At 63.0% G+C, this 21818-nt stretch carries 19 protein-coding genes; 4 read left to right on the top strand and 15 right to left on the bottom strand.

Going from position 1 to position 21818, the window contains the following annotated elements:
* The first annotated feature begins 12 nt into the window (after positions 1 to 12).
* Together cobT and mnmH are read left to right on the top strand one after the other, a co-directional pair.
* On the top strand, positions 13 to 1887 hold the full coding sequence (gene cobT / locus CRJ03_RS02160; protein WP_104017273.1) for a cobaltochelatase subunit CobT: 1875 nt from the start codon (positions 13 to 15) through the stop codon (positions 1885 to 1887).
* Positions 1888 to 1889: 2 nt separating this feature from the next.
* On the top strand, positions 1890 to 2924 hold the full coding sequence (gene mnmH / locus CRJ03_RS02155) for a tRNA 2-selenouridine(34) synthase MnmH (RefSeq protein ID WP_165375218.1): 1035 nt from the start codon (positions 1890 to 1892) through the stop codon (positions 2922 to 2924).
* A gap of 4 nt (positions 2925 to 2928) precedes the next feature.
* On the opposite strand, the gene dusA is transcribed toward mnmH, so the two are convergent.
* From dusA to CRJ03_RS02140, 3 genes are all read right to left on the bottom strand, one after another.
* Positions 2929 to 3927: a tRNA dihydrouridine(20/20a) synthase DusA gene (gene dusA, locus CRJ03_RS02150; RefSeq protein WP_104017272.1), complete on the bottom strand. Its 999-nt coding sequence runs from the start codon at positions 3925 to 3927 to the stop codon at positions 2929 to 2931.
* A gap of 347 nt (positions 3928 to 4274) precedes the next feature.
* A complete protein-coding gene (locus CRJ03_RS02145; RefSeq protein WP_104017271.1) occupies positions 4275 to 5060 on the bottom strand; it encodes a putative bifunctional diguanylate cyclase/phosphodiesterase in 786 nt (261 codons plus the stop codon).
* Between the two features lie 49 nt (positions 5061 to 5109).
* The gene (locus tag CRJ03_RS02140) at positions 5110 to 6087 is read right to left on the bottom strand and encodes a sensor domain-containing diguanylate cyclase (protein ID WP_104017270.1); all 978 of its coding nucleotides are present in this window, start codon (positions 6085 to 6087) and stop codon (positions 5110 to 5112) included.
* On the opposite strand from CRJ03_RS02140, the gene CRJ03_RS20530 reads away from it, so the two are divergent.
* Entirely contained in the window at positions 6086 to 6838 is a 753-nt protein-coding gene (locus CRJ03_RS20530; RefSeq protein ID WP_104017269.1) for an Hpt domain-containing protein, read from the top strand. The genes CRJ03_RS02140 and CRJ03_RS20530 overlap by 2 nt on opposite strands.
* A gap of 90 nt (positions 6839 to 6928) precedes the next feature.
* On the opposite strand, the gene CRJ03_RS02130 is transcribed toward CRJ03_RS20530, so the two are convergent.
* The 8 genes from CRJ03_RS02130 to CRJ03_RS02095 form a co-directional block, all read right to left on the bottom strand.
* Positions 6929 to 7906, bottom strand: a complete 978-nt coding sequence (locus CRJ03_RS02130) for a type II secretion system F family protein (protein WP_240611531.1) — start codon at positions 7904 to 7906, stop codon at positions 6929 to 6931.
* A gap of 12 nt (positions 7907 to 7918) precedes the next feature.
* Entirely contained in the window at positions 7919 to 8914 is a 996-nt protein-coding gene (locus tag CRJ03_RS02125; protein WP_104017268.1) for a type II secretion system F family protein, read from the bottom strand.
* A 19-nt stretch (positions 8915 to 8933) separates the two neighbouring features.
* Positions 8934 to 10406, bottom strand: coding sequence for a TadA family conjugal transfer-associated ATPase (locus CRJ03_RS02120; protein WP_240611530.1), 1473 nt, complete (start codon positions 10404 to 10406; stop codon positions 8934 to 8936).
* Positions 10407 to 10450: 44 nt separating this feature from the next.
* Complete coding sequence (locus CRJ03_RS02115) at positions 10451 to 11701, bottom strand: CpaE/TadZ family protein (protein ID WP_104017266.1); 1251 nt, start codon at positions 11699 to 11701, stop codon at positions 10451 to 10453.
* Positions 11702 to 11742: 41 nt separating this feature from the next.
* On the bottom strand, positions 11743 to 12519 hold the full coding sequence (gene cpaB / locus CRJ03_RS02110) for a Flp pilus assembly protein CpaB (protein ID WP_104017265.1): 777 nt from the start codon (positions 12517 to 12519) through the stop codon (positions 11743 to 11745).
* A 33-nt stretch (positions 12520 to 12552) separates the two neighbouring features.
* Positions 12553 to 13041 carry an A24 family peptidase gene (locus CRJ03_RS02105; RefSeq protein WP_104017264.1) on the bottom strand — a complete coding sequence of 163 codons (489 nt, stop codon included), beginning with the start codon at positions 13039 to 13041 and terminating at the stop codon, positions 12553 to 12555.
* A 64-nt stretch (positions 13042 to 13105) separates the two neighbouring features.
* Positions 13106 to 13282, bottom strand: coding sequence for a Flp family type IVb pilin (locus CRJ03_RS02100; protein ID WP_206018279.1), 177 nt, complete (start codon positions 13280 to 13282; stop codon positions 13106 to 13108).
* A 193-nt stretch (positions 13283 to 13475) separates the two neighbouring features.
* Positions 13476 to 16805 carry a hybrid sensor histidine kinase/response regulator gene (locus CRJ03_RS02095; RefSeq protein ID WP_104017263.1) on the bottom strand — a complete coding sequence of 1110 codons (3330 nt, stop codon included), beginning with the start codon at positions 16803 to 16805 and terminating at the stop codon, positions 13476 to 13478.
* 604 nt (positions 16806 to 17409) lie between these two features.
* On the opposite strand from CRJ03_RS02095, the gene CRJ03_RS02090 reads away from it, so the two are divergent.
* Positions 17410 to 18087, top strand: a complete 678-nt coding sequence (locus CRJ03_RS02090) for a LuxR C-terminal-related transcriptional regulator (protein ID WP_104017262.1) — start codon at positions 17410 to 17412, stop codon at positions 18085 to 18087.
* Between the two features lie 33 nt (positions 18088 to 18120).
* Here CRJ03_RS02090 and CRJ03_RS02085 read toward each other — a convergent pair whose 3' ends face one another.
* The 4 genes from CRJ03_RS02085 to CRJ03_RS02070 all read right to left on the bottom strand — a co-directional run bounded on the left by CRJ03_RS02085 (position 18121) and on the right by CRJ03_RS02070 (position 21710).
* Positions 18121 to 18510, bottom strand: a complete 390-nt coding sequence (locus CRJ03_RS02085; RefSeq protein WP_104017261.1) for a response regulator — start codon at positions 18508 to 18510, stop codon at positions 18121 to 18123.
* 181 nt (positions 18511 to 18691) lie between these two features.
* Complete coding sequence (locus CRJ03_RS02080; RefSeq protein WP_104017260.1) at positions 18692 to 19129, bottom strand: TadE/TadG family type IV pilus assembly protein; 438 nt, start codon at positions 19127 to 19129, stop codon at positions 18692 to 18694.
* Positions 19126 to 19686, bottom strand: coding sequence for a TadE/TadG family type IV pilus assembly protein (locus CRJ03_RS02075; RefSeq protein WP_165375215.1), 561 nt, complete (start codon positions 19684 to 19686; stop codon positions 19126 to 19128). Before CRJ03_RS02075 ends, CRJ03_RS02080 begins: the two co-directional genes overlap by 4 nt.
* Positions 19683 to 21710, bottom strand: a complete 2028-nt coding sequence (locus CRJ03_RS02070; protein ID WP_104017259.1) for a TadE/TadG family type IV pilus assembly protein — start codon at positions 21708 to 21710, stop codon at positions 19683 to 19685. The genes CRJ03_RS02075 and CRJ03_RS02070 overlap by 4 nt, the downstream gene beginning before the upstream one ends.
* Positions 21711 to 21818 lie beyond the last annotated feature (108 nt).

Here is a 21818-nt window from a genome sequence, read left to right as displayed (position 1 = left end):
GGGGAACACCCGATGACCAAACCCACCGACAACCCCGCCGACCCGTTCAAGAAGGCGCTGGCCAATGCCACCAAGGTGATGGCCGACGACAGCGAGTTGACGGTGAGCTACTCGGTCGATCCCGCCGGGTTGTCGGGCGATGCGATGCGCCTGCCGCAGGTGAGCCGCCGGATGACCCGCGAGGAGGTTTTGCTGGCGCGTGGCACCGCGGATGCGCTGGCGCTGCGACACAAGTTCCACGATGACGCGCTGCACGCGCGCTACGCGCCGCCGGGCGACATGGCGCGCGACCTCTACGAGGCGATGGAGACCGCGCGGTGCGAGGCCGTGGGCGCGCGCGATATGCCCGGCACGGCCACCAATATCGACGCGCGTATCGCGCAGGATGCCGCGCGGCTCGGCTTTGACCGCGTCACCTCGACCGACGACGCCCCCCTGCCCGCCGCCGCCGGATACCTCATCCGCCACCTCGCCACGGGGCGCGATCTGCCGCCGGGCGCGCAGAACGTGATGGAGCTGTGGCGCGGCTTTATCGAAGAGCAGGCGGGCGGCACGCTGGAGGACTTGCAGGAAACGCTCGCCGATCAGACCGCCTTTGCCAAGTTCGCCCGCCGGATCATCGAGGACCTGGGCTATGGCGACCAGTTGGGCGACGACCCCGACAGCCCCGATGACGACCAGGAAGACGAGGCAGAAGAGACCGGCGAAGAGGACGACCCCGAGAGCCAGGGCGAGGACCAGAGCGACGAGGACGAGGCCGACGCCGATCCCGAGCGCAGCCAGGACGAACAGCAGGACGCACAACAGGCGCAGGTCAGCCTCGACGAGATGGCCGACCAGGACATGGACGACGAGACGGAATTGCCCGAGGGCGAGGCACCGCTCGACCCGCCACCGCCGCCGCCCGCCTCCGAGGCGGATCCGGGCTACATGATCTATGACGCCAGCCATGACGAGGAAATCCGCGCCGAGGACCTCGCCGACCCGGTCGAGCTTGAACGCCTGCGCGCCTATCTCGACCAGCAGCTCGACCCGCTGAAGGGTGCGGTCGGGCGGCTCGCCAACAAGCTGCAACGACGCCTTCAGGCGCAGCAGAGCCGAAGCTGGGAGTTCGACCGCGAAGAGGGCATCCTCGATGCGGGCCGCCTTGCCCGCGTGGTGGCCAACCCCACCACGCCGCTCAGCTTCAAGGTGGAAAAGGATACCGAGTTCCGCGACACGGTGGTGACGCTTCTGCTCGACAATTCCGGCTCGATGCGCGGGCGGCCCATCTCCATCGCCGCAATTTGCGCAGACGTGCTTGCCCGCACGCTGGAGCGGTGTTCGGTCAAGGTCGAGGTTCTGGGTTTCACCACCCGCGCGTGGAAAGGCGGGCAGAGCCGCGAGAAATGGCTCGCCGAGGGCCGCCCGCAGTTGCCCGGTCGCCTGAACGACCTGCGCCACATCGTCTACAAATCCGCCGACGCGCCGATGCGGCGGACGCGCGACAATCTCGGGCTGATGATGAAAGAGGGCCTGCTCAAGGAGAATATCGACGGCGAGGCGCTGGAATGGGCGCACCGGCGGATCGTGGCACGCAAGGAAGCGCGCAAGATCCTGATGGTGATCTCCGATGGCGCGCCGGTGGACGACAGCACGCTGAGCGTCAACCCCGCCAACTACCTCGAAAAGCACCTGCGCGACGTGATCGCGATGGTCGAACGCCGCAAGCAGGTGGAACTGTTGGCCATCGGTATCGGCCATGACGTGACCCGCTATTATGACCGCGCGGTGACCATCACCGACGCCGATCAGCTTGCCGGTGCGATGACCGAGCAACTGGCCGCGCTCTTTGACAGCGACCCGCGCGCGCGTGCCCGCGTCATGGGCATACGGCGGGCAAGCTGAGGGTGCCGGTCACGCTCGACAGTCTTGGCGATCTCGGCACCCTCCCCTTCGATCAGGTGATCGACGTGCGCTCTCCGGCGGAATACGCCGAGGACCATATCCCCGGCGCGATCAGCCTGCCGGTGCTGTCAGACGCCGAACGCGCCCGCGTCGGCACGATCTACGTGCAGGAGGACCGGTTCCTCGCCCGCAAGATCGGTGCGGCGCTGGTGGCGCGCAATGCCGCCGCGCATATCGAGGGCCCGCTGGCGGATCGGCAGGGCGGCTGGCGACCGCTGGTCTATTGCTGGCGCGGCGGGCAGAGGTCGGGCTCGTTCACCTCTATCCTGCAACAGATCGGCTGGCGCGCAGACACCATCGCTGGCGGCTATCGCAGCTATCGCAGGCTGGTGGTGGCGGCGCTCTACGACAGCCCCTTTCCCTGCCCCGTGCTGCTCATTGACGGGGGCACCGGCACGGCCAAGACGCGGCTACTGGCGCATCTGCGCGCCGCGGGTGCGCAGGTGATCGACCTCGAGGCGCTGGCCGGGCATCGCGGCTCGCTCTTTGGCCTCATCGGCACGGAGCAGCCCTCGCAAAAGGCGTTCGAGAGCGCGCTCGCCATGCGCGTGGCTGCGCTCAATCCCGCGCGCCCCGTCTTCCTCGAGGCCGAGAGCGCGCGGATTGGGGGCATCACCCTTCCGCCCGCGCTCGCCGTGGCGATGAAATCGGCGCCCGGCATCCGGGTTGACGCGCCGATGGCAGCGCGGGTGGGGCATATCCTCGCCGAGTACGAGGACATGATCGCTGATCCCGCGCGGCTCGACGCGATCCTCGAACGCCTCGTGCGCTATCACGGACACGAGCAGGTTGCCACATGGCGGGCATTGGCGGCGGCAGGAGAGTTCGCATCGCTGGTCGAGGACCTCATCCGCACCCATTACGACCCGCGCTATCGGCGGGTGAGCAAGGCAGAAGCCACACCGCTCCCCCTGCCCGACCTGTCGGACGCCACGCTTGGCCCCGCCGCACGCCGCCTCGCCGACCGCCACGGCTGAGCGCTCAGGCCGCCACCTGCACCACTTGCTCCAGCGCCGCCTCGACAAGCTCCGGCCCGGCACCGGGGCGCGTGGCCCCTTCCGACAACATCCGCCGCCAGCCGCGCGCCCCCGGGCGGCCCGCGAAGAGGCCCAGCATGTGCCGCGTGACCTGGTTGAGCTTGCCACCGGCGCCTAGATGCGCCTCGATATAGGGCAGCATGGCGCGCACCGCGCCCTCGGGCGTGCTGTCCGAACCGGGAACGCCAAAGATGCGCCGGTCGGCGGCGCAGAGGATATCGGCCGGCTGATGATAGGCCGCGCGCCCCACCATAACCCCGTCGAGGCCCTGTGCCAGCAGCGCCTGCGCTTCGTCCAGAGAGGTGATGCCGCCGTTGATCGAGATGTGCAGATCGGCAAAGCGCGCCTTCATCCGCAGCACCAGATCGTGATCCAGCGGCGGGATGTCGCGGTTTTCCCGTGGGCTGAGGCCATCGAGCCACGCCTTGCGCGCATGGATGATGACCCGCTGCACGCCCGCCTCCTGAAGCCGCGAAAGAAAGTCGGGCAGCACCGTCTCGGGGTCTTGCTCGTCCACGCCGATGCGGCACTTGACGGTGACCTCGCGCGACTGCGCGGCGATCATCGCGGCACAGCATTCGGCCACAAGGCGCGGCTCACGCATCAGCACCGCGCCGAACGTGCCCGACTGCACCCGGTCCGAGGGGCAGCCGCAATTGAGGTTTATCTCGTCATAGCCCGCCTCCGCCCCGAGCCGCGCCGCCTGCGCCAGCTCAATCGGATTCGACCCGCCCAGTTGCAGCGCGACCGGGTGTTCCTGCGGGGAATGGTCAAGCAGATGCAGCGCCCCGCCCCTGACAAGGGCCGGCGCCGTGACCATTTCCGTGTAGAGCAGCGCATGACGGCTCAGCAGCCGGTGAAGATACCGGCAATGGCGATCCGTCCAGTCCATCATCGGGGCCGTAGACAACCGCGCGGCCTCGGCGGCTGCGTTCAGGGGCATTCTGTAATCTCCTCGGGACAGCCAATGTTCGGCACGGGCCCGCAGTGCACACCATACGCACACGGCATCTGTTCTGCCACCCCTCCCCGTGCAAAGACAGGCAAGCGGCGGCGTTACTGCCTTGCCGATGGTCGGGCACAGTCAAGGTCAATGCCGCCCCTGCCCGACGGGGTCTCCATCACTCGGTGTCAGCATCATTACGTCTTCTGGGTTGTGATGGAACGCCCGATCATCATCGGTAGATGGGATGGTTGCCGCCTTCCCAGACGGCATCGCAATGTGCCAAGATAGGAACTGAACCACCCGATGGGGTGTGCCAGGAATTGGAAACCCAACGCGACATCAGATCAGAGCGCGGTCACATGGTGATCGAGGACCGCCGGGCGCCCATAGAGAAATCCCTGTACCGTCTGACATCCCTTGAGACGCAGCCATGCGGCTTGCCCGGGCAGTTCCACACCCTCTGCGACCACCCGCAGCCCCAGCTCTGCCGCCAGATTGATCGTGGCGCTGACGATCGCCGCATCTTGGCGCCGGTGAGGAAGCCCCGAGATAAAACTGCGATCCAGCTTTATCTCTTTAAGGGGCAGATCCCTCAGGTAAAAGAGCGACGAATAGCCCGTGCCGAAATCGTCCAGCGACAGCGAGACACCGATTTCGCTCAGGGCAAGGATGTTCCTCCCGGTTGTTTCGTTCTCGTCCAGCACGGCCCTTTCCGTGATCTCCAGCGTGAGGTCGCTGGGAGCGATCCCTGTATGGGTCAGGATGTCAGCGACGGATTGTGCAAAATGAGGTTGCCGGAACTGCTGCGGGCTGACATTGGCCGACATGCTCAGGCCGGACCGTGCGCCGCCTGCTTGCAAATGCGCCAGTTCCTGGCAAACCGTCTCGATTACCCAGATGTCAAGCGACAGCACGAGCCCGCATTCCTCGGCCAGCGGGATGAACTGATCCGGCGGGATGAACCCGCCACCCGCAAGCGGCCAGCGGGCCAGCGCCTCATACCCGACGATCTCGGGCCAGCGCCCGGACACATTCACCTTTGGCTGATAGTGCAATAGCAAGTCACCATTCTCGAAGGCGCTTGTCAGGTCCGATGTTTGCACCGTGGTCGATGGCGCGGCCTCTGTCATTGGTGTCCTTTCGGCGGAATGCGTGGTTGGAATTTCAGGCAAGCGCGCATTACAGTACCGTTACGCGGTTGCGCCCCAGTTGCTTCGCCTCGTAAAGCGCGGTGTCGGCCATAAGCATGATCGCATCGGATGTCGTCTGTGTTTCGTCAACCGAAGCCAGTCCGACGCTGACTGTCAACCGCAACGCATTGTCTCCGTCAAACCGGGTTTCAGCCACCTGCTCTCTCACGCGCTCTGCCCAGATTCGGGCCGCGTCAAGATCGGTGTCCGGCAACAACACCGCGAATTCCTCGCCCCCGAGGCGCGCCACAAGATCGTGCTGGCGGGACTGCCCGACGATGACGTCGGCAAATTCGCGCAAGACACGATCCCCCGCCGGGTGGCCGAAGGTGTCGTTCACCTGCTTGAAAAGGTCGATGTCAAGAAAGGCGACAGAGGCGGTTCCCTTGCTGCGTCGCAACCGCGCCATTTCATTTTCCAATCCGGACACAAAGCTGCGCCGGTTGGAGAGTTCGGTCAGAAAGTCATGGCTTGCCTGGCTGCGCAGCTCCAGCTGGTTCATGGTGAGCTTTGCGCATTTGGTGGTCATCCTCACCTCACGCGCGGTGAAATGGCGTGGCTTGGTGCCGACGGCGCAGATCATGCCAAGATTGTATCCATCCGCCGTTGTCAAAGGTGCCCCGATATAGCTGCGCAGGAACGGCGGCCCGGTTACCAAGGGGTTGTCACGCACGCGCGCGTCGTCATGGGTGTCCTCGATGATCAGCAGGTCGTATGTCCGGATCGCGATATTGCAGAACGCCACATCCCTCGGCATTTCCGTCACGTCAATCCCCTGACGCGCCTTCAGTATCTGCTTTTCTTCAGTTATAAAGTTGATGCTGACCATCTCCATGTCGAGGATGAGTTGAAGCAGCCCAGTGATATGCTTGAAGCTGGCCTCGGAACTGTAGGTCAGCGCATCCATCTGCCTGAGCGCCGCGATCCGGCCGGCTTCATCGTCAAGTTTTGTCGGTTGAAGGGTCATGGGACGCTCAAAGCTCCTGTGCAAGGCCGGGAAACAGAATGGGCGACGAGTGTCACCAACTGTTCGCTCTCAGGTAATCGAGGTTCAGTTCGGGCAGGATGTCCTGCATTTCCAGAATTTCGGCCATTTTCAGAATATCGACCTGTACCAGCTTGGACTTGTTCAGCAGAATGGTGCAATCGCGCAGCGAGAAAGGAATGAAGGGCCGGTCGTCGCAAAGCACGTCCAGAACGCGCTGGCTCTGGGTGACATGGACGCCGCCAAAGTGCTGGCTGCCGTTTTCAAGCGTCGCTTTGACCGGGATGCAGTATTTCGGGTATTTCATGGGGGCTGCCTTCATGTTCAGGAACGGATGTCGGATAAAAGCGGAGGGAACCGCATGGCGGAACGCGATCTGGTCGAGCAGGCGGCAGAAGGAATCGAGGATCCGGATGCGTTCCAAGAAGCCTGCGCCGTCTTCGGGGATGCGGGCGCGCTGGCCCGTCTGCACATGTTTCGCGCGGATCTTGAAACGCACCTGCGCTGGATCGGGCGTGACCAGGCGGATTTCGAAACGCTCCGCAAAATTGCACACCAGACAGCGGGCCGGGCCGGGGTTCTTGGTTTTCCGACGCTTGCAGAGGCGTCCGCCCGCCTCGACGAAGCGATACGCGCAAACACCCGCGTGACCCTCGCTCTTGAACGCTGGACCAAGCAGGCGCGGTTTGCGGCCGAGGGCGGCGCGGATGCGCATAAGGACGACACCCCATAGCGGCCCTGACCTGTGCGCAGGTCCACCTGCGGCCGCAGGCGGTGCAGAGCGCGGCGATATTGTGGGCAGACCGGGTTGCACATGTCATTTTCAGGATGCTCCAAGGGCTTGAATGACTGCGGGCGTCGCAATCACCGCAAAGAGCACCGGCAGGAAGAACAGGATCATCGGCACGGTCAGTTTGGGCGGCAGCGACGCCGCCTTCTTCTCGGCGGCGGCCATGCGGAAATCGCGGCTTTCCTTGGCCAGCACGCGCAGCGTCTGCCCCAACGACGTGCCGTATTTCTCGGACTGGATCAGGCCGATAACGGTGGCCTTGATGCTGTCCAGCCCGGTTCGCATGCCAAGGTTTTCATAGGCCTGCCGACGATCGGATAGATAGGCCAGTTCGGCTGTGGTCAGCGACATTTCCTCGGCCAGTTCCTTTGACTGGCTGCCGATCTCTTCGGCCACCTTGCGAAAGGCGGCTTCGCTGCTCATCCCGGATTCGACGCAGATCAGCAACAGGTCCAACGCATCTGGCCAACTGCGGCGCAGGCTGCTGTGCCGCTTGCCAATCAGGTTGCGGATGTAGATCGTCGGCAGCCAGAAACCAATGACCGCGCCCACGGATGCCATTGCGGCCATGATCGGTAGCGACAGGTCCGGTTTGATCACGAGGGTGATATAGGCGAAGGCAATGCCAGGCATCACCATGGCCGCAATCAGGCGTGACGCGAGAAAGGCGATCAGTGGCGCGCGCCCGCGCAAGCCCGCCATCCGCAAAAGCTCTGACGCGCCGCTTTCGTCGGTCAGGCGCGCGAGGCCCAGTCGCCCGACGATTTCCGCGAAAACCCGGTTCGGTTCCTTGGCGGACAGCAGCGAGCGCGCGGTGCCAGTCGCACCTTTCCCGGGCTGCTCGCGGCGGCGGGGTTGGCGCAGGTCTCTCTCGACCAGTTGCATCCGCTCCGCGAACCGATCTCGCGCGATCCACGGCCAGGCGACTGTCAGAACGACCCCGATGACGGACAGGGCCGACAGCGCGATGATCATCAGTTGAAGCTGTGTATCGGTCAGGTCGATTGGCACGGTCCGCTTCCTTTACATGTCAAAGTTGATCATCTGTCGCATCACGAATACGCCGATGGACATCCAGACGGCACAGGCGGCGACCACCATCAGCCCCAGATCGGTCTGGTAGAGAACCGCGAGGTATTCGGGGCTGGTCAATTGAACGAGACTCGCCACGATCACCGGAAGAGAGCCGATGATGCCCGCCGAGGTCTTGGCCTCTGCACTCATCGCCTTGACCTTGGCGTGCAGCTGCCGACGTCCGCGCAGCACCGTCGACAGATTTCCCAAGGCCTCCGTCAGACTGCCGCCCGCGCGGTTCTGGATCGCGACCACGATGGCCAGAAACCCGACTTCCTGAAGCGGCACACGTTGTGCCAACCGTTCGACGGCTTCCTGAATGGGCAGCCCGACAGACTGGTCCTCGACCACCAGCCGAAATTCGGTCCGGATCGGATCCTCGGTGTCGGCCGCGACAACAGCCAGGCAATCGGCAAGCGGACGCCCCGCGCGGACGCCCCGGACGATCACGTCGATCGCATCGGGAAACCCGGCGGCGAATGCGGCCAGACGCCGCCGCCGCACCAGCGCGACGTAAAAATGCGGTACTGCAAGCCCTGCCACCAGCGCAATTGCGCCCGCGAAGAGCGGCCCGAGTGCCAACGACGCGGCAAACGCACCCGCGGCGATGGCCGCGCTCAGCATCCGGTAGAAGCGCGGCGTCCAGGTCAGCCCTGCCTCGCGCAGACGCTGTTCGAGGTCGGGCCGATTGCGTCGGGTCCAGCGGGCCGATTGCCGCTCGTTGATTTCTTTCAGCGTCTTCTCGATGGCCTTGCGACGGGTCGAGGTCTGCCCGTCGGGGCGGCTTGGCCGGCTTGCGCCTTGACCGTCACCAACGGCCAGCGCCATGCGCCGCTGGTTCCGCTCACGCGCTCGAACCCATGGCATGGCGACGGCCAGCAGCAGTCCGACTGCCGCCAGAGCGGCGAGCGGAACGATCAGAACAGTGAGATCAAATTGCAGCATCTTCGTACCGGTCCCCGGTTCAGTTGGATTTTGTCGCCGCTTCAAGCGCGCGCGACAGCCGGTCTTCTTCACCGAAATAGCGGGCCCTGTCCCAGAACGCCGGACGCCCGATGCCCGTCGATTGGTGTTGGCCAACGATCCGACCGTTTTCATCCTCGCCCAGCATCTTGTAGACGAAGATATCTTGCAGGATCGGAACGTCGCCCTCCATGCCCAGCACTTCGGTCACGTGGGTGATGCGCCGCGAGCCATCCCGCAAGCGCGCCGCCTGAATGATGACATCAATGGACGAGACCGCCATTTCCTGGATCGTTTGCGATGGCAGCTCGTAGCCGCCCATCGTGATCATCGCGCCAAGGCGTGACAGCGCCTCGCGCGGGGTGTTTGCGTGCAGCGTTCCCATCGAGCCATCGTGGCCCGTATTCATCGCCTGCAGCAGATCGAAGGCTTCGGGACCCCGCACCTCGCCGACAATAATCCGTTCGGGACGCATACGCAGACAGTTCTTCACCAGATCACGCATCGTCACCTCGCCGGTGCCCTCGACGTTCGCAGGCCGGGTTTCCAGCCGGACGACATGTGGCTGCTGAAGCTGAAGCTCGGCGGAGTCCTCGCAGGTCACGATCCGTTCGTCAGAGTCCACATATTTGGTCAGACAATTCAGCAGCGTCGTCTTGCCCGACCCGGTACCGCCGGAGATCAGTACGTTGCAGCGGACACGGCCGATGATCTTCAGGATCTCGGCTCCTTCCGGCGTGATCGAACCGAAACCGACAAGCTGATCCAGCGTCAGCTTGTCCTTCTTGAACCGCCGGATCGTCAGGCTTGGACCGTCGATTGCCAGTGGCGGCGCGATCACATTGACGCGGCTTCCGTCCGGCAGCCGCGCATCGCAAATCGGGCTCGACTCGTCCAGACGGCGGCCGACCTGGCTGACGATGCGTTGACAGATGTTGAGAAGCTGTTCGTTGTCCCGAAAGCGGATATTTGTCTGCTCGACCCTACCGCCGACCTCGATATAGATAAGGTTGGTGCCGTTCACCATGATGTCGGAGATGTCGTCGCGCGCCAGCAGTGGTTCCAGAGGGCCGTATCCAAGGACATCGTTGCAGATCTCCTCGGTCAGCTCGGTCTGCTCACGGCTGGACAGCACGGCGCGCTTGGCCGCAAGAATCTCGCTCACGACGCCGCCCACCTCGCGCCGCGCGACCGGAAGATCCAGCTGGCCAAGTTCGGTGATATTGATCGTTTCGATCAACGCACCAAAGATTTCCTTTTTCAGGTCGATGTATTCGGCTGCGCTTTCCGACGATACCGATTTTGGCGCGACGTGCTTTTCCGGCGACGGCACGTCCAGAGATCGCTCCGCTCGCTGGGGCACGGCATCCACAGGACGTGGCGGCGCAACCGTTGTCCGCGTCATGTCAGAGGCGGACGGTGCCACCTCCTGCGCATTCGCCAGCGCCGAACGTTTACCGAAGGATTGGGACATGTAGGGTCTCTCCAGTTGCGATTGGATGCGAAGAATTTATGCGCTCAGCCAAGGCCGAGGAACTTGTGAAGCCAGCCACGCGGTTTCTCTTTCCCCCGGCTCATCAGGTCTTGGGCGAGATGTTTCACCGAGGCTTGCACTTTGCTGCGCGGTGCTTGTTCGCGTATTGTACGCCCTTCCGCCGCGGCATTTCCGAGCGTCGCCGGATCGAACATGATCGTCGTCCATGCATCGACGCCCAGGCTCTTGGCGAACTTGTCGGGCGCGATTTCCCTGCGCCGCGGCATCCGACAGGCATTCAGAATGACCCGGGGCGTCGCATCATTGGGGCGCAGGGCGCGAAGCCGCGCCATCAGCGCGCGCGCATTGCGCAAATTCGTCAGATTGGGCGAGGCAACGACAATCACCTCGTCCGCCGATGTCAGGGCATCGCGGCTGGCAGATGACCAGTCATGCGGCAGGTCGAGCACCACGTAGGGGAACGACGCGCGCGCGATCTCGATCAGACGTTCGACGGCATCCGGCGCGGGGTCGACGTCACCCAATGGGTCATCGAAACCGGGCAATACGCTGAGGTACTCCCCGCGCTGTACGATCAGCCGGTCCAGCAGCTCGGCATCAAGCTTGTCCGGATCGTCGATGTATTTATCAAGGCCCGTGACCGACTTCAGATCGAGGTTCACGGCGGCCGATCCGAACCTGAAATCGAGATCCATCAACAGCGTCGGGCTGGCCCGCTCCTCTGCGATCGTCCAGGCGATGTTCTGCGCAAGGGTCGACGCACCAACCCCGCCCTTGACCCCCACGAAGGCAAAGACCTTGCCCAGCCGCGTTGCGGTTTCCTGCGCAAAGAGCCTTTGAATCGTCGCGACATAGGTCAGCGGCGTGATCGGGCCGACAAGATAGTCCGCTATCCCACGCCCGGTCAGTTCGCGGTAGAGGGTGATGTCGTTTTCGACACCGATCACCACGACCCTGGTTTCGGGATCACAAACCTCCGCAAGCGCATCCAGATCCTTTAGCAGGGCCGCGCCTGTGCCTGTAACCTCGACAATCAGCAGCGCGGGCGTGCATCTGTCCTTGAACACGCGGCACGCCTTCGCGATGCCGCCATCGCTTACCTCGGCCTTGACACGGGTCAGACGACGATCCCTGTTGGCACGTTCAATTGCGTCGCGCGTCTCAGCCGTCACGCAGAACGCGGCGACGGTCAGGTGTGGCACACGCGCGCTTGAGGGCACCGCAGGTGCAAAAGTGCCGGTTCCCTCCTCGACCTTGACCAAGGCATGTTTCATAGTTGCTCCTTCTCCCCCGGTGGTAGTGTGAGGGGGCGAGATCAGTTGATCACGATATCCTCGATGGTGGTTCCCCGGCGGACGCGGATCGTCTTTGGCGCCGCCTGGATTTCCATTGACGCTTCGCCTGGAACCTCCTCCAGCGGGCGCAGTGAAAGTGACAGCGTGCCCGTCGATCCCGCCGCGGTGACGGCTTCGACCTGAGCCTCGGTCAGCTCCAGGGTCGCTGTCTTGCCAAGGACCGTGCCGGATTCGATATCCTCGGTCGTCTGGTCGATGGCCAGAACCCGAACATTCCGCAGTATCGTGCGGCTGCGGGCCTCGTTTTCGTCACGCTCTCGCGACTCTCTCACGGTATGGATCACGTCGATGCGGTCATTGGGCAGGATGAACCCGCCCGCGGTGCTCTGCGCGTCCACTTGAATGGCGACCGCGCGCTTTCCGGGGGTCAGCGTCGTGGCCAGAAATCCGTGCGGTTCCTGCGACAAGGCTCGCTCGACGATTGGCTCGCCAGCCGTGATCAGACGGGTGGCGAACTGCCCTGCAAGTTTCCTCAGGGCATCGGGTCGCGCCGAGCGTTCAATGAAGGTCGGCGGCACGGCGTCAACCGGCCATGGTTGCCATCGCAAGGCTCCGGTCGTGACTTGACCACCGCGCGACACCTCCCGTGCAGCCACAAGCACCGCTGTCATTTCGGTGGCAACCGGGGTCGGCGCTTCTGTGGCGGCAACGGACTCTGGGGCAATTTGCTGCGCCGCGATCCAAGCGGCACCGCCGCCCGCCGCGAGGGCAATTAGCACAAGTATGAGTCTCAGCATGTCAGTCCTCCTGGCAGCAACGTGCGGCAGCGGTCACCCTGTCAAGAGAGCTCCCGGTCGCAGGAACGCGACGGCGATAGCCGCCGCGGCAATGGCAATTCCGTAGGGCACGCGATCCATCGGGGCGCGCAGGGCCGCGAATCTGTCGCCGGCGAGGCGGTGTGCGCCGAGTGCGCGGCAGATGACGAGCGCCAGGGTCAGCAGCCCTCCGGCCATGGCGGTCAGCAACAGAAAGGCTGGCATCGCGGCGGGTTCGAGCCAAAGCGCAGTCACCGCGAGAAGCTTGACGTCGCCGCCACCCATCCATCCCCGCGCGAACAGGAGCGCGCCGCCAGCAAGAATTGCGATGCCAACAGCAGCGCTCGCGGCAAGATCGGCCCAGCCGGGTCCCGTCAGCGCGGCGGTGGCCGCGTAACCCGCCAGGAGATACAGGATCAGCGCGTTTGGAATGCGCAGCGTCACTGCATCGCTTACGGCGGCGCAGAGTTGCCCTGCGACGAACCAGAGGGACAGGAAGATCACGACTGCCGCCTGCCAAAACGTTGGTTGTCACGGGGCGGCGCGATACCGCCCCGTGACAGATCGGTCATCCGCCTGCGCCTTGCAGTTCGGTCGAGACGTCGCCGAAGATGCCGCCGAGGTCAGTGCCGAGCGTTGTGAGCGCACCGATGATAGCCACGGAGACGAGAGCGGCGATCAGGCCATATTCGATGGCAGTTGCGCCAGAGTCGTTTTTCTTGAGATTGTGAATAAATTGCAGCATGTGTTGCGGTCCTTTTCGCAGGGTAAACCGGACATTCCGGCAGACCGGCCCACTCCGCTGTCCGAAGCGTCGAACGCCTTGGATGATGGGTCGTCTGCAATGATAGATGGCCCCTCTAAGCGCCTGAAAACAGTTGGCGTGATGGCCTAGCCATTCGGGTGGGTCGATCCGGCGCCCCGCTGACAGCGCCGCGTCAGAACCCGCGCGGGACCTCTTTGGACAAGATGTCCTTGACGCTCTTGATCAGCTCACTTGCGCGATACGGTTTGTAAAGCATCGGCACATCGCTCGGCACATGCCGTTCTTTCGGCAGGGCATCCTGGGCATAGCCGGATGTGAAAAGCACCCTGAATCCGGGATGCATGTCCTGTGCCGTCTGAGCAACCTCGACACCGGTGACCCCGCCCGGCATGACGATGTCGGTGAATAGCAGGTCGAACCCGTCATCCTCTTTCAGAATATCCAACGCGATCTGTCCGTTCTCGGCCTCGACGATGCGATATCCCATCCGGCTCAGTACCGTTTTCACGAAAGCCCGGAGCTCGGCGTCGTCCTCGACGACGAGGATTCGCTCTCCGCCTCCACCACCGGACTCCTTCAGTGCCTCTGGCGGCGGGGCGGGTTCCACCTCGTCAGCCACGGGCAGGCTAAGCGTGACCGTCGTGCCCTTGCCCGGCTCCGACACGATCTCGGCGTGACCGCCACACTGCTTTACCAATCCGTAAACCGAACTGAGGCCCATGCCCGTCCCGACACCCGGCTCCTTGGTGGTGAAGAACGGCTCGAACGCGTGGCCTGCGACCTCTGGTGACATTCCCGCCCCGTCATCGGTAACGTCGATCAGGACATAGTCGCCCGGAACAACGTCGCTGTGCGGGATTACGTCCTCGACGGTTTTCGCGCGGGTGACCAACGTGATGTGCCCGTCTTCCGGAATCGCAGCCTTTGCGTTGATAATGAGGTTGAGCAGCGCCGCCTGCAACTTGTTGGGATCGACACGGGCCACTGTCGGCGCGTCGGTCAGATCATAGCGGATGTCCACGCTGGCATCGATCGCTCGTTCAAACAGACCCGACGACCGCTGGATCAGCTTGTTGATGTCGGTCGGCTGCAATTCAAGCGACTGGATCCGCGAAAACGCGAGAAGATCGCTTGAGACCCGAGCAGCGCGCTCGGCTGCATCCTCGATCGACTGGAGCATCGGGCGTAGCGCCGGCTCCTCCCCTATGTCGTCCAGAAGAATGTCGCAGTTGCCCAGAATGATCGTGATCAGGTTGTTGAAGTCATGCGCGATGCCGCCGGTGAGCTGGCCGACCGTTTCAAGCTTCTGCGCCTGATGCAACTGGGCGTCCAGCGCCTGGAATTCGGTCACGTCCGACATGGCGCCGACCATGCGCCGGGGCGCGCCATCGTCGTCGCGCACGATGAAAGCCTTGTCGGAGATATGTCGCCAGGCATCTTCCTGCGTCCTGATACGGTATTCGCAGCGCCAGGTCTGCGCGTCTCCGCCCAGTGCCGCGTCGAGACTCTCGGTGACTTTCAGCCGGTCATCTGGATGAACCCGCTCCAGCACGTTTTCAATGCGCGCTTCGGGGATTTTCTCGATATGCCCATCCTGACTGTTCCCACCGTGCCCGACCTCGATGGTCCCGACATGTGATTGTGATATGGTGCCGAAGATTTCTTCGGAATTTTCACTATTCCAGATGATGCCGGTGTGCATGTCCCAATCCCAGATGATGTCCCGGCTAGCCTGGCTGGCAAGGCGGAACTGCTCTTCGCGGGCACGCAGATATTCCTCCGCTTTGCGTCGCTCGGTCGTGTCTCTCTGGACAGAAACGAAATGCGTACATTTTCCGGCATCATCCAACAGCGGGTTTATGTCGAGCTCGGCCGTGAAACGGCTTCCGTCCTTGCGGTAATTCGTAATCTCCGTGCGAATGGGCTGCGCGGTCTTCATTGCTTTGCGAATCTCTCTCAGGCGCTCGCGTTCCGTATCGGGCCCGTGCAGCATGCGCGGCGTCGAACCCAGTATATCGTCTTGCGAGTAGCCCGTCACTTGCTCGAACGCCTCGTTGGCGAAAACGACACGCGGGCCGGGCATATCCGGCGGCTTTGCCTCGGTGATCAGGATTACGTCGCTCACTCGGGCAACAGCGGCGTCAAGCAGGCGCAACCGGGTGCGCGCCTCGCGGTCCGCGGTGACGTCGTTGAGATAGATGGCGATCCCTGCATTCGTCGGGTGCACCATGACATTCACCCACTGATCGGGTGTGGAAAGTTCACCCTCGAACTTCTGGCTCTCTCCAGTTTCAAGCGCAGCGGAAATCACCCGTGCGAACGGCGACTCGGCGGCCAGGGGAAGGTCCCGCCAGATGTTGCGGTCGATGAGGTTGAGATCGGGCACGCCCAGAATGCTATGCGCCCTGCGATTCATGTACCGGATCTCCCCGTCGCGGTCGTGAATGATGAAACCATCGCTCAGATCGTCGAGAATCGTCTGCATGAGCGCCCGGACATCGTCTACCGCAACTCGGGCGCAGACCAGCTCCGAGACATCCTGCGTGGCACCATAGGTGGCAACGATCTTGCCGGACGCGTCGCGTTCCGCCTCGCCGATCACCCGCAACCATATCTCGTCGCCGTCAAATTTCTTGAACTTTGCGATCTCGTCGAACCGGGTACCCGTCCCGACGCAGGTCCAGAAACTGCGCTCCATCCGTGCGCGGTCATCCCCGGTCACGAGGCCGTCCATCGCGTCGTCGATCGAAGAATGCCAGTCGGCTTCCCGTCCGACGATTTTGGCCGTCTCTTGCGTTCCGGTGAACATGCGGGTCGCGACATCATAGCGCCACCCACCGACGCGCGCCGCCTCGCCGGCCAGACGTTCAAGCCGGCTCGACCTCGCCAGTGCCATCTCCTTGTGGCGCAGCTCGGTGATGTCCTGAATAATGCCGGACACCCCGCGCTCCGGGGCGCGCGGCACGGCCCCGCCCGGCCCGGTGCGCGCCTGGAAAACGCGGACCTCTCCGGCTGCGTCGACAGCGCGAAATTCCAGCGCGGTCAAAATGCGTTCGTTTGTGGCGCGCCGCAGCGCCGCCGCGAAAGCGGCCCGGTCTTCCGGCACGATCCGGTCCCGGAGCTCGTCGAGTCGGACGACATCATCGTCTTCGGAAAACCCCAGTATCATGCGGATATGCGAGGACGCGCGCACCGAATCCAGATCCGGAAGGATCGCCCAGGTGCCAAGCCCGGCAATCTCGAAGGCTTGATCGAGGGTCGCCTCTTGCGCCTTGAGGCGCGCATGCGTCTCGTTGAACGCCTCCTCGAGGCGCTGCATATCCCCACTCACGCCAGGCTTCGGCGCGGCCTCATCCTGCTGGCCAGCGGCCACGGCATCAAGCATACGGCGGATCGGGGCGCGGACACCACGATGCAAGCGCCACAAGGCGAAAAGCGCCACGGCAAGCGCCGCCAGCAGCGCGACCAGCGCGAAGGCCACAATTGGCGACAGCTCAATCATCGGGTAAATCCCGCATGGCTGGCGGGGGCGGCAAGGTGTTTTGAAGACCCTTCAGCGTTCATCACGTTCCCGGTGACCTCCGGCTTGGTGCCGCACGCGGCGCGAGAGCCGCTTGCGGGCATTCGGCAGCGGTGCCGAGGTAATCAAGTGCCGATGGTGACGCATGGTATGGCTCCTTGGACGCGTGTCTGCCCATGACTAGCCCCCAATCAATGCGCGGTGACGTCGATGGCCCTTCACCGCAGACGTATCCAAGGGCTATCCGCAAGGCGGAATCTGATCGGCCACACTCAACCGACACAGAGCATTGCGTTCAATTCTGAATTGTAATGGAAGATCGCCCAGACCACAAACACCATCGAATGCCGAATCACAGGCGATCGGCGATTAATCGACGTTTAGTGGTGACCCGGATGATCTTGAGTGGAAAACAGCGATTATTATAAATACTTGGTGACGGAAATGACCAAGAGTAAAATGGACACCCACTGTAAAAATCTGCTTCGGGTTCTGTAAACAGTATTGCCTCATCAAGCGATGTCGGGCTTCTATGAAAGCGACCCGATAGGAGGCTCAAAGGAGACCTCGGAAAATTCGAGACCCCATGTCAACGCACGTTAAACTGGCAAACCTATCGCCCGTCATCATCATAGATGATGACGAATTCTTTCGTGTGGCGATAGACGTTGTACTGCGTGACCGGTTCGAGGTTGAGACCGTTGTCATTTGCGCCACGGCGCAGGAGGCCATTGAACAGCTTTCCAGCGATATGGTTTTCGGCCTCGGTCTCGTCGACCTGAACATGCCCGGAATTGACAATCGAAACCTTCTGCACAGTTTCAAGGTCGCACAGCCGCACAGCCGCCTCGTGGTGCTGTCAGCATCCAGATCTAGTGATGACATACTCATGGCACTCTCAGCCGGCGCGCAAGGCTTCATCAACAAGGGCCTGGGCATCGGCGAAACGGAGGCGGCACTCCAGCAGATTGCCGACGGCGCCGTCTATGTCCCGCCCTTCACACCACAATCGATGATCGCCACTGACGCGCCCGAAACCGCGAGCGAGTGGTCTTCGGTTTCTCTCGCCGCGCTGACCCCTCGCCAGCTTGAAGTACTTCGACTTCTTGTTGCAGGGCTCCCGAACAAGGCGATTGCGCGTGAGCTGGGCATAAATCCCAGCACGGTAAAGTTCCATCTTTCTTTCATCTTCCAGATTCTGGGAGCATCGAACCGCGTCGAGGCTGCGATGCTTGGTGCAGACCTGCTCAAGCCAAGGGAATAAGGACGGGCGCGCAGACTGCGCATTCACATGCGGTCAGACGACGCCGACATCCGGACACAACAAGCGAGTCAGGCGGTCCGCCAGATCACGGCGACGGTAAGGTTTCGGTAAAAGCTCGACAGTCTTCGGCATGTCCTGCTTGGCGATTTGCAATAGCCCGTGAGCACCTGACGTAAGAAGCACGTGCAGGTTGGGCCGGATTGCAAGCGCCGCGCACACCAGCTCCGCTCCGGTGGGCCCATTTCCAAGACGCATGTCAACGATGGCGGCCTGAATTTGATCGTCCTGTTCCACCAAGCGCAACGCGGTCTCGGCATCCATCGCAGCAACCGTGCGGTATCCCAGCGAGACTAGGGCACTCAACGCGAAATCCAGCATCATCGGATCGTCGTCTACGACGAGAAGTTTCGCGCCGTTACTCATCTGGAACCTCGTATTTCGCCCGAAAAGAAGAAAAGAGGATGGTTCCGGGGCGTGTTCGGGTTCACGCTATCCGTGGCATCAGCCGTTCTCAAGGAACGGCGTCGTAGAATCTCGATCCCGCCTTTCTTTAATTGCGCGACGATACAGCTATCGGCGTTGGGCACAGTCCGCCGCGCGACGGTCACTCAGAGGGCATGACGGGAAAGCAGGCCTCCACACTGATCCATGTATCGGGCAGAATGGCCAGAACATAAGCAAAACGGTACCGGATGCCAATTTTCGCAAAGTCGTCCACGGCTTGACAGGCACCGGTCTCTTCTGCCGTGATCGAGTCGTCCGGGATGACGATGGCCCAGGCCGCTCCCTGTTCGCGGACAAAGCTCACGGTTCCATTCAGGTCCATGGTCTCTGCTCCGAAGCACGGGGCAATTTGCAGCGCGAGACAGCGTGCCCCGGTCGAGGCCGCGTCCTGCAAGGCTAGGCGCGTCCACACGTAGCGACCGATCTCGATCGACCCACCCAGCAAAAGCACCAGCGGGAGCGCGATGAAAGCGAACTCGATGGCAACCGCACCACTCTGCCTTCGAAAACAGGCGCGGAGTGTGCCCAACAGGGTCACTGCAGCCTCAGCACGGTGCGCGTCGCCACCGTGTCGCCGTCGATGAACGCGTAGCCGGGAAAGATCGTGACATGGCGCGTGGTCGCGGAAAGCTGCACAAACTGCCCGGCGCTACCGCCATCAGTGCAGGGCGTTCCGCATTCCGCAACCGGCCCCCAGGCGAGATCCCCCTCCACGAGGGTTGGGCAATAGCACGCCGCGGCATCCCCGGGCCGGGACGATGTGGTCACCGCAGAGCCGGTCCAACGTGCGCTGGCGGCATTGTTCACGATCACTTCGGCGGTGTCCGATGCCTCGCCTTGCAGCAGTCCGATCAGTTTTCTGGCCAGATCATCGGCGCTGTCCTGATCGTTCGGAGCCGTCTGGAACAATGCGTATTCCGCCGCCGCCGTCACCCGTGCGTCAAGCGAAAGCCTTGCATAGGTGGCGCTTCCGATGTCGATCACCCCCGCGAGGACGAACACAAGGACCGGTGCGACGAGGGCAAACTCGACTGCGATGCTGCCGCTCTTGTCACGTTTCAGCGACCGGATCAGGGATGCGGCTCTCCGGGTCATCTCAGCAGGACCACGCGGCCTTGGGTTGCGGCACCCGGCAGGTTGCATTCGGATGCGACCGACGTGCCGCCCGACATCGAGATCTCGGCCCCGATCACTTGCAGGCATTCGCCATCGCTACCGCTTGCGCTGGCCCCGCCGGACAGCGTGATCGGACCGTTGGGAAAGTAGAATGCGCCCGACACCACGCTGTCGCCGGCCCCTCCCGCGAACAAAGCACCCTGGTACCGCGACGGATCAAGCGGCCCGACGAAAGCCAGATCGGCAAAGGGGCCGGTTTGCGGTGCCGTGAAGTGAACATCGCTGTAGCCGGAGGTCACGCAGAATGCCTCGTCGCGACAGCGTCCGCCGCTGGGTTCCGGTCCGTTGGCCGAGATCAGGAACGTGGTGTCTTCCGCTTCGATACTGATCGTTTCACCGCCGCACGGGGCCGTGCCGCCGCCATTGCCGCCCAGATGCATGTATCCGTCGATGACATAAAGGCCGGCCCCGAAGCGAACCGCGCCCGATGCGATGACAGAACCCTTGATCTCGTGCAACTCAGCCGAGGAAAGCACAAGGCAACTGCCGCCGCTGCCGCCGTCGATCCAGCCCGCAACCTCGAATACTCCGCCATCCGCATCGCCCATGATCGTCTCGGCACCACCGCCAGTCGAAATCGCGTCGCCTGACGATGAGGGGCCAATCCGAAAGCTGTTGCCGTTGCCCGTGCCAAGCGTCAGGCTCGCGCCGCCAGAGTTGCGGACGCCGCCGGGCAGAACGAATTCGCTGGGCCCCTCGAACGTCAACTCACTTGTGTTGCAGATGCTGTAGAGGTCTCCGTTGCAGCGCTTATCCGAACGGCCGATGCGATAGGTGCCGGCACCGAACTCGGTCACGGATCCGCCGCCGGTATTGATGCCGTCGGCGACGTTATAGGTGCCGCCTGCAAAGCTCATGCGGTCGCCGCCGTTGTCTATGCTCCCTGACAGGTTATAGGTGGTTGTTGCCGCGCCGCCGGGATTGAAGTGCAACGTCAGGCCGCCCCCAAGCGTGACATTGCCGAGGTTCACGGTGGTCTGGCCGGGGCAGGAGAAGGTCCAGATACTGTCCGCGGATGTGAGGGACGCCGTGCATCCCACAGCCTCGGCCTGATTGATGGTCCGTTGACTGTTCCAGCCAAAATCGACATCCGGTCCGGCTGCGACGACCACGTCCCCGGGCGGCGACAGCATGGCGGTTGCCGCCATCTGATCGCGGGCCAGAACGATTGCTTCCAGGTCTTCCAGCGGATCGGGCGTCGGTCGGCGGACCATCCGCGCGGCATCGCCTTCGGGCGTCCGGATGGTATTGCAACCCCCGGTATCAGGCGCGTTGGCCGAATCGTAGCTCAGCGATGCGGTGATGATGCTGGTACCGCAGGGCGCGGCAACCTCTGCGTTCGATGCGACGGCGCACTCATCTGCCTGCAACATGGCTCCACCTGAAAGGGTGATCCCGCTGCCGTTGGAGTCAAGGGCCTGAATACAGGCCGGTTCGCCCCCCAAGGCGCCTGCGACCGCCGATGCGGTAACATCAACCGAGGTATCGCCACCCAAAAGAGACGGCAGATAAAGCGGTTTCGGCGTGGTGATCGTCGCGCGGACCGCAGTCCCCGACGCCGTTGGAAACGAGGTGTCGAGGACCACCACGATTTCGGAAGCGCTGAAACCGTTAAGCCGCGCCACACCTGTGGCTGCATCGACCATCGGACCGGTATCACCATTCTGCGCATACGCAACGGCACCGGCATACGAGGCAAGATCAGCCGTGCGCTGCGCCTCGGCGCGCACGACAAGCATCTGACCGTATTCAAGCGCCAGTCCCGTGAACCCCAGGAGAACAGGGATCGCCAGTCCTGCAATGACTGCAACCGCACCGTTCTCTTTCTTGATGAAAGCAGCAAACCTCGCCAGGCACACGCCGCGTGCGCGAATTGCGCCAGCCGCCGACCCCGTCGCGAACGACAATGGCAACGTGCGCGCTCCCTTGGATCCCAGCTTCATTTTGGTAGTCCTTTGCTGTTTGGTGATCACTGAAAAGAAGTCAGCACCGAAGAGTTGAAGAAGGCGCTACGGGACATCGCCACCGCCGCGCGGTGGATTTCTGAACGG

The organism is Roseovarius nitratireducens (genome assembly GCF_002925845.1).
GTDB classification, from domain to species: Bacteria; Pseudomonadota; Alphaproteobacteria; order Rhodobacterales; family Rhodobacteraceae; genus Roseovarius; species Roseovarius nitratireducens.
This window is presented reverse-complemented; position numbering and strand designations above follow the sequence as displayed.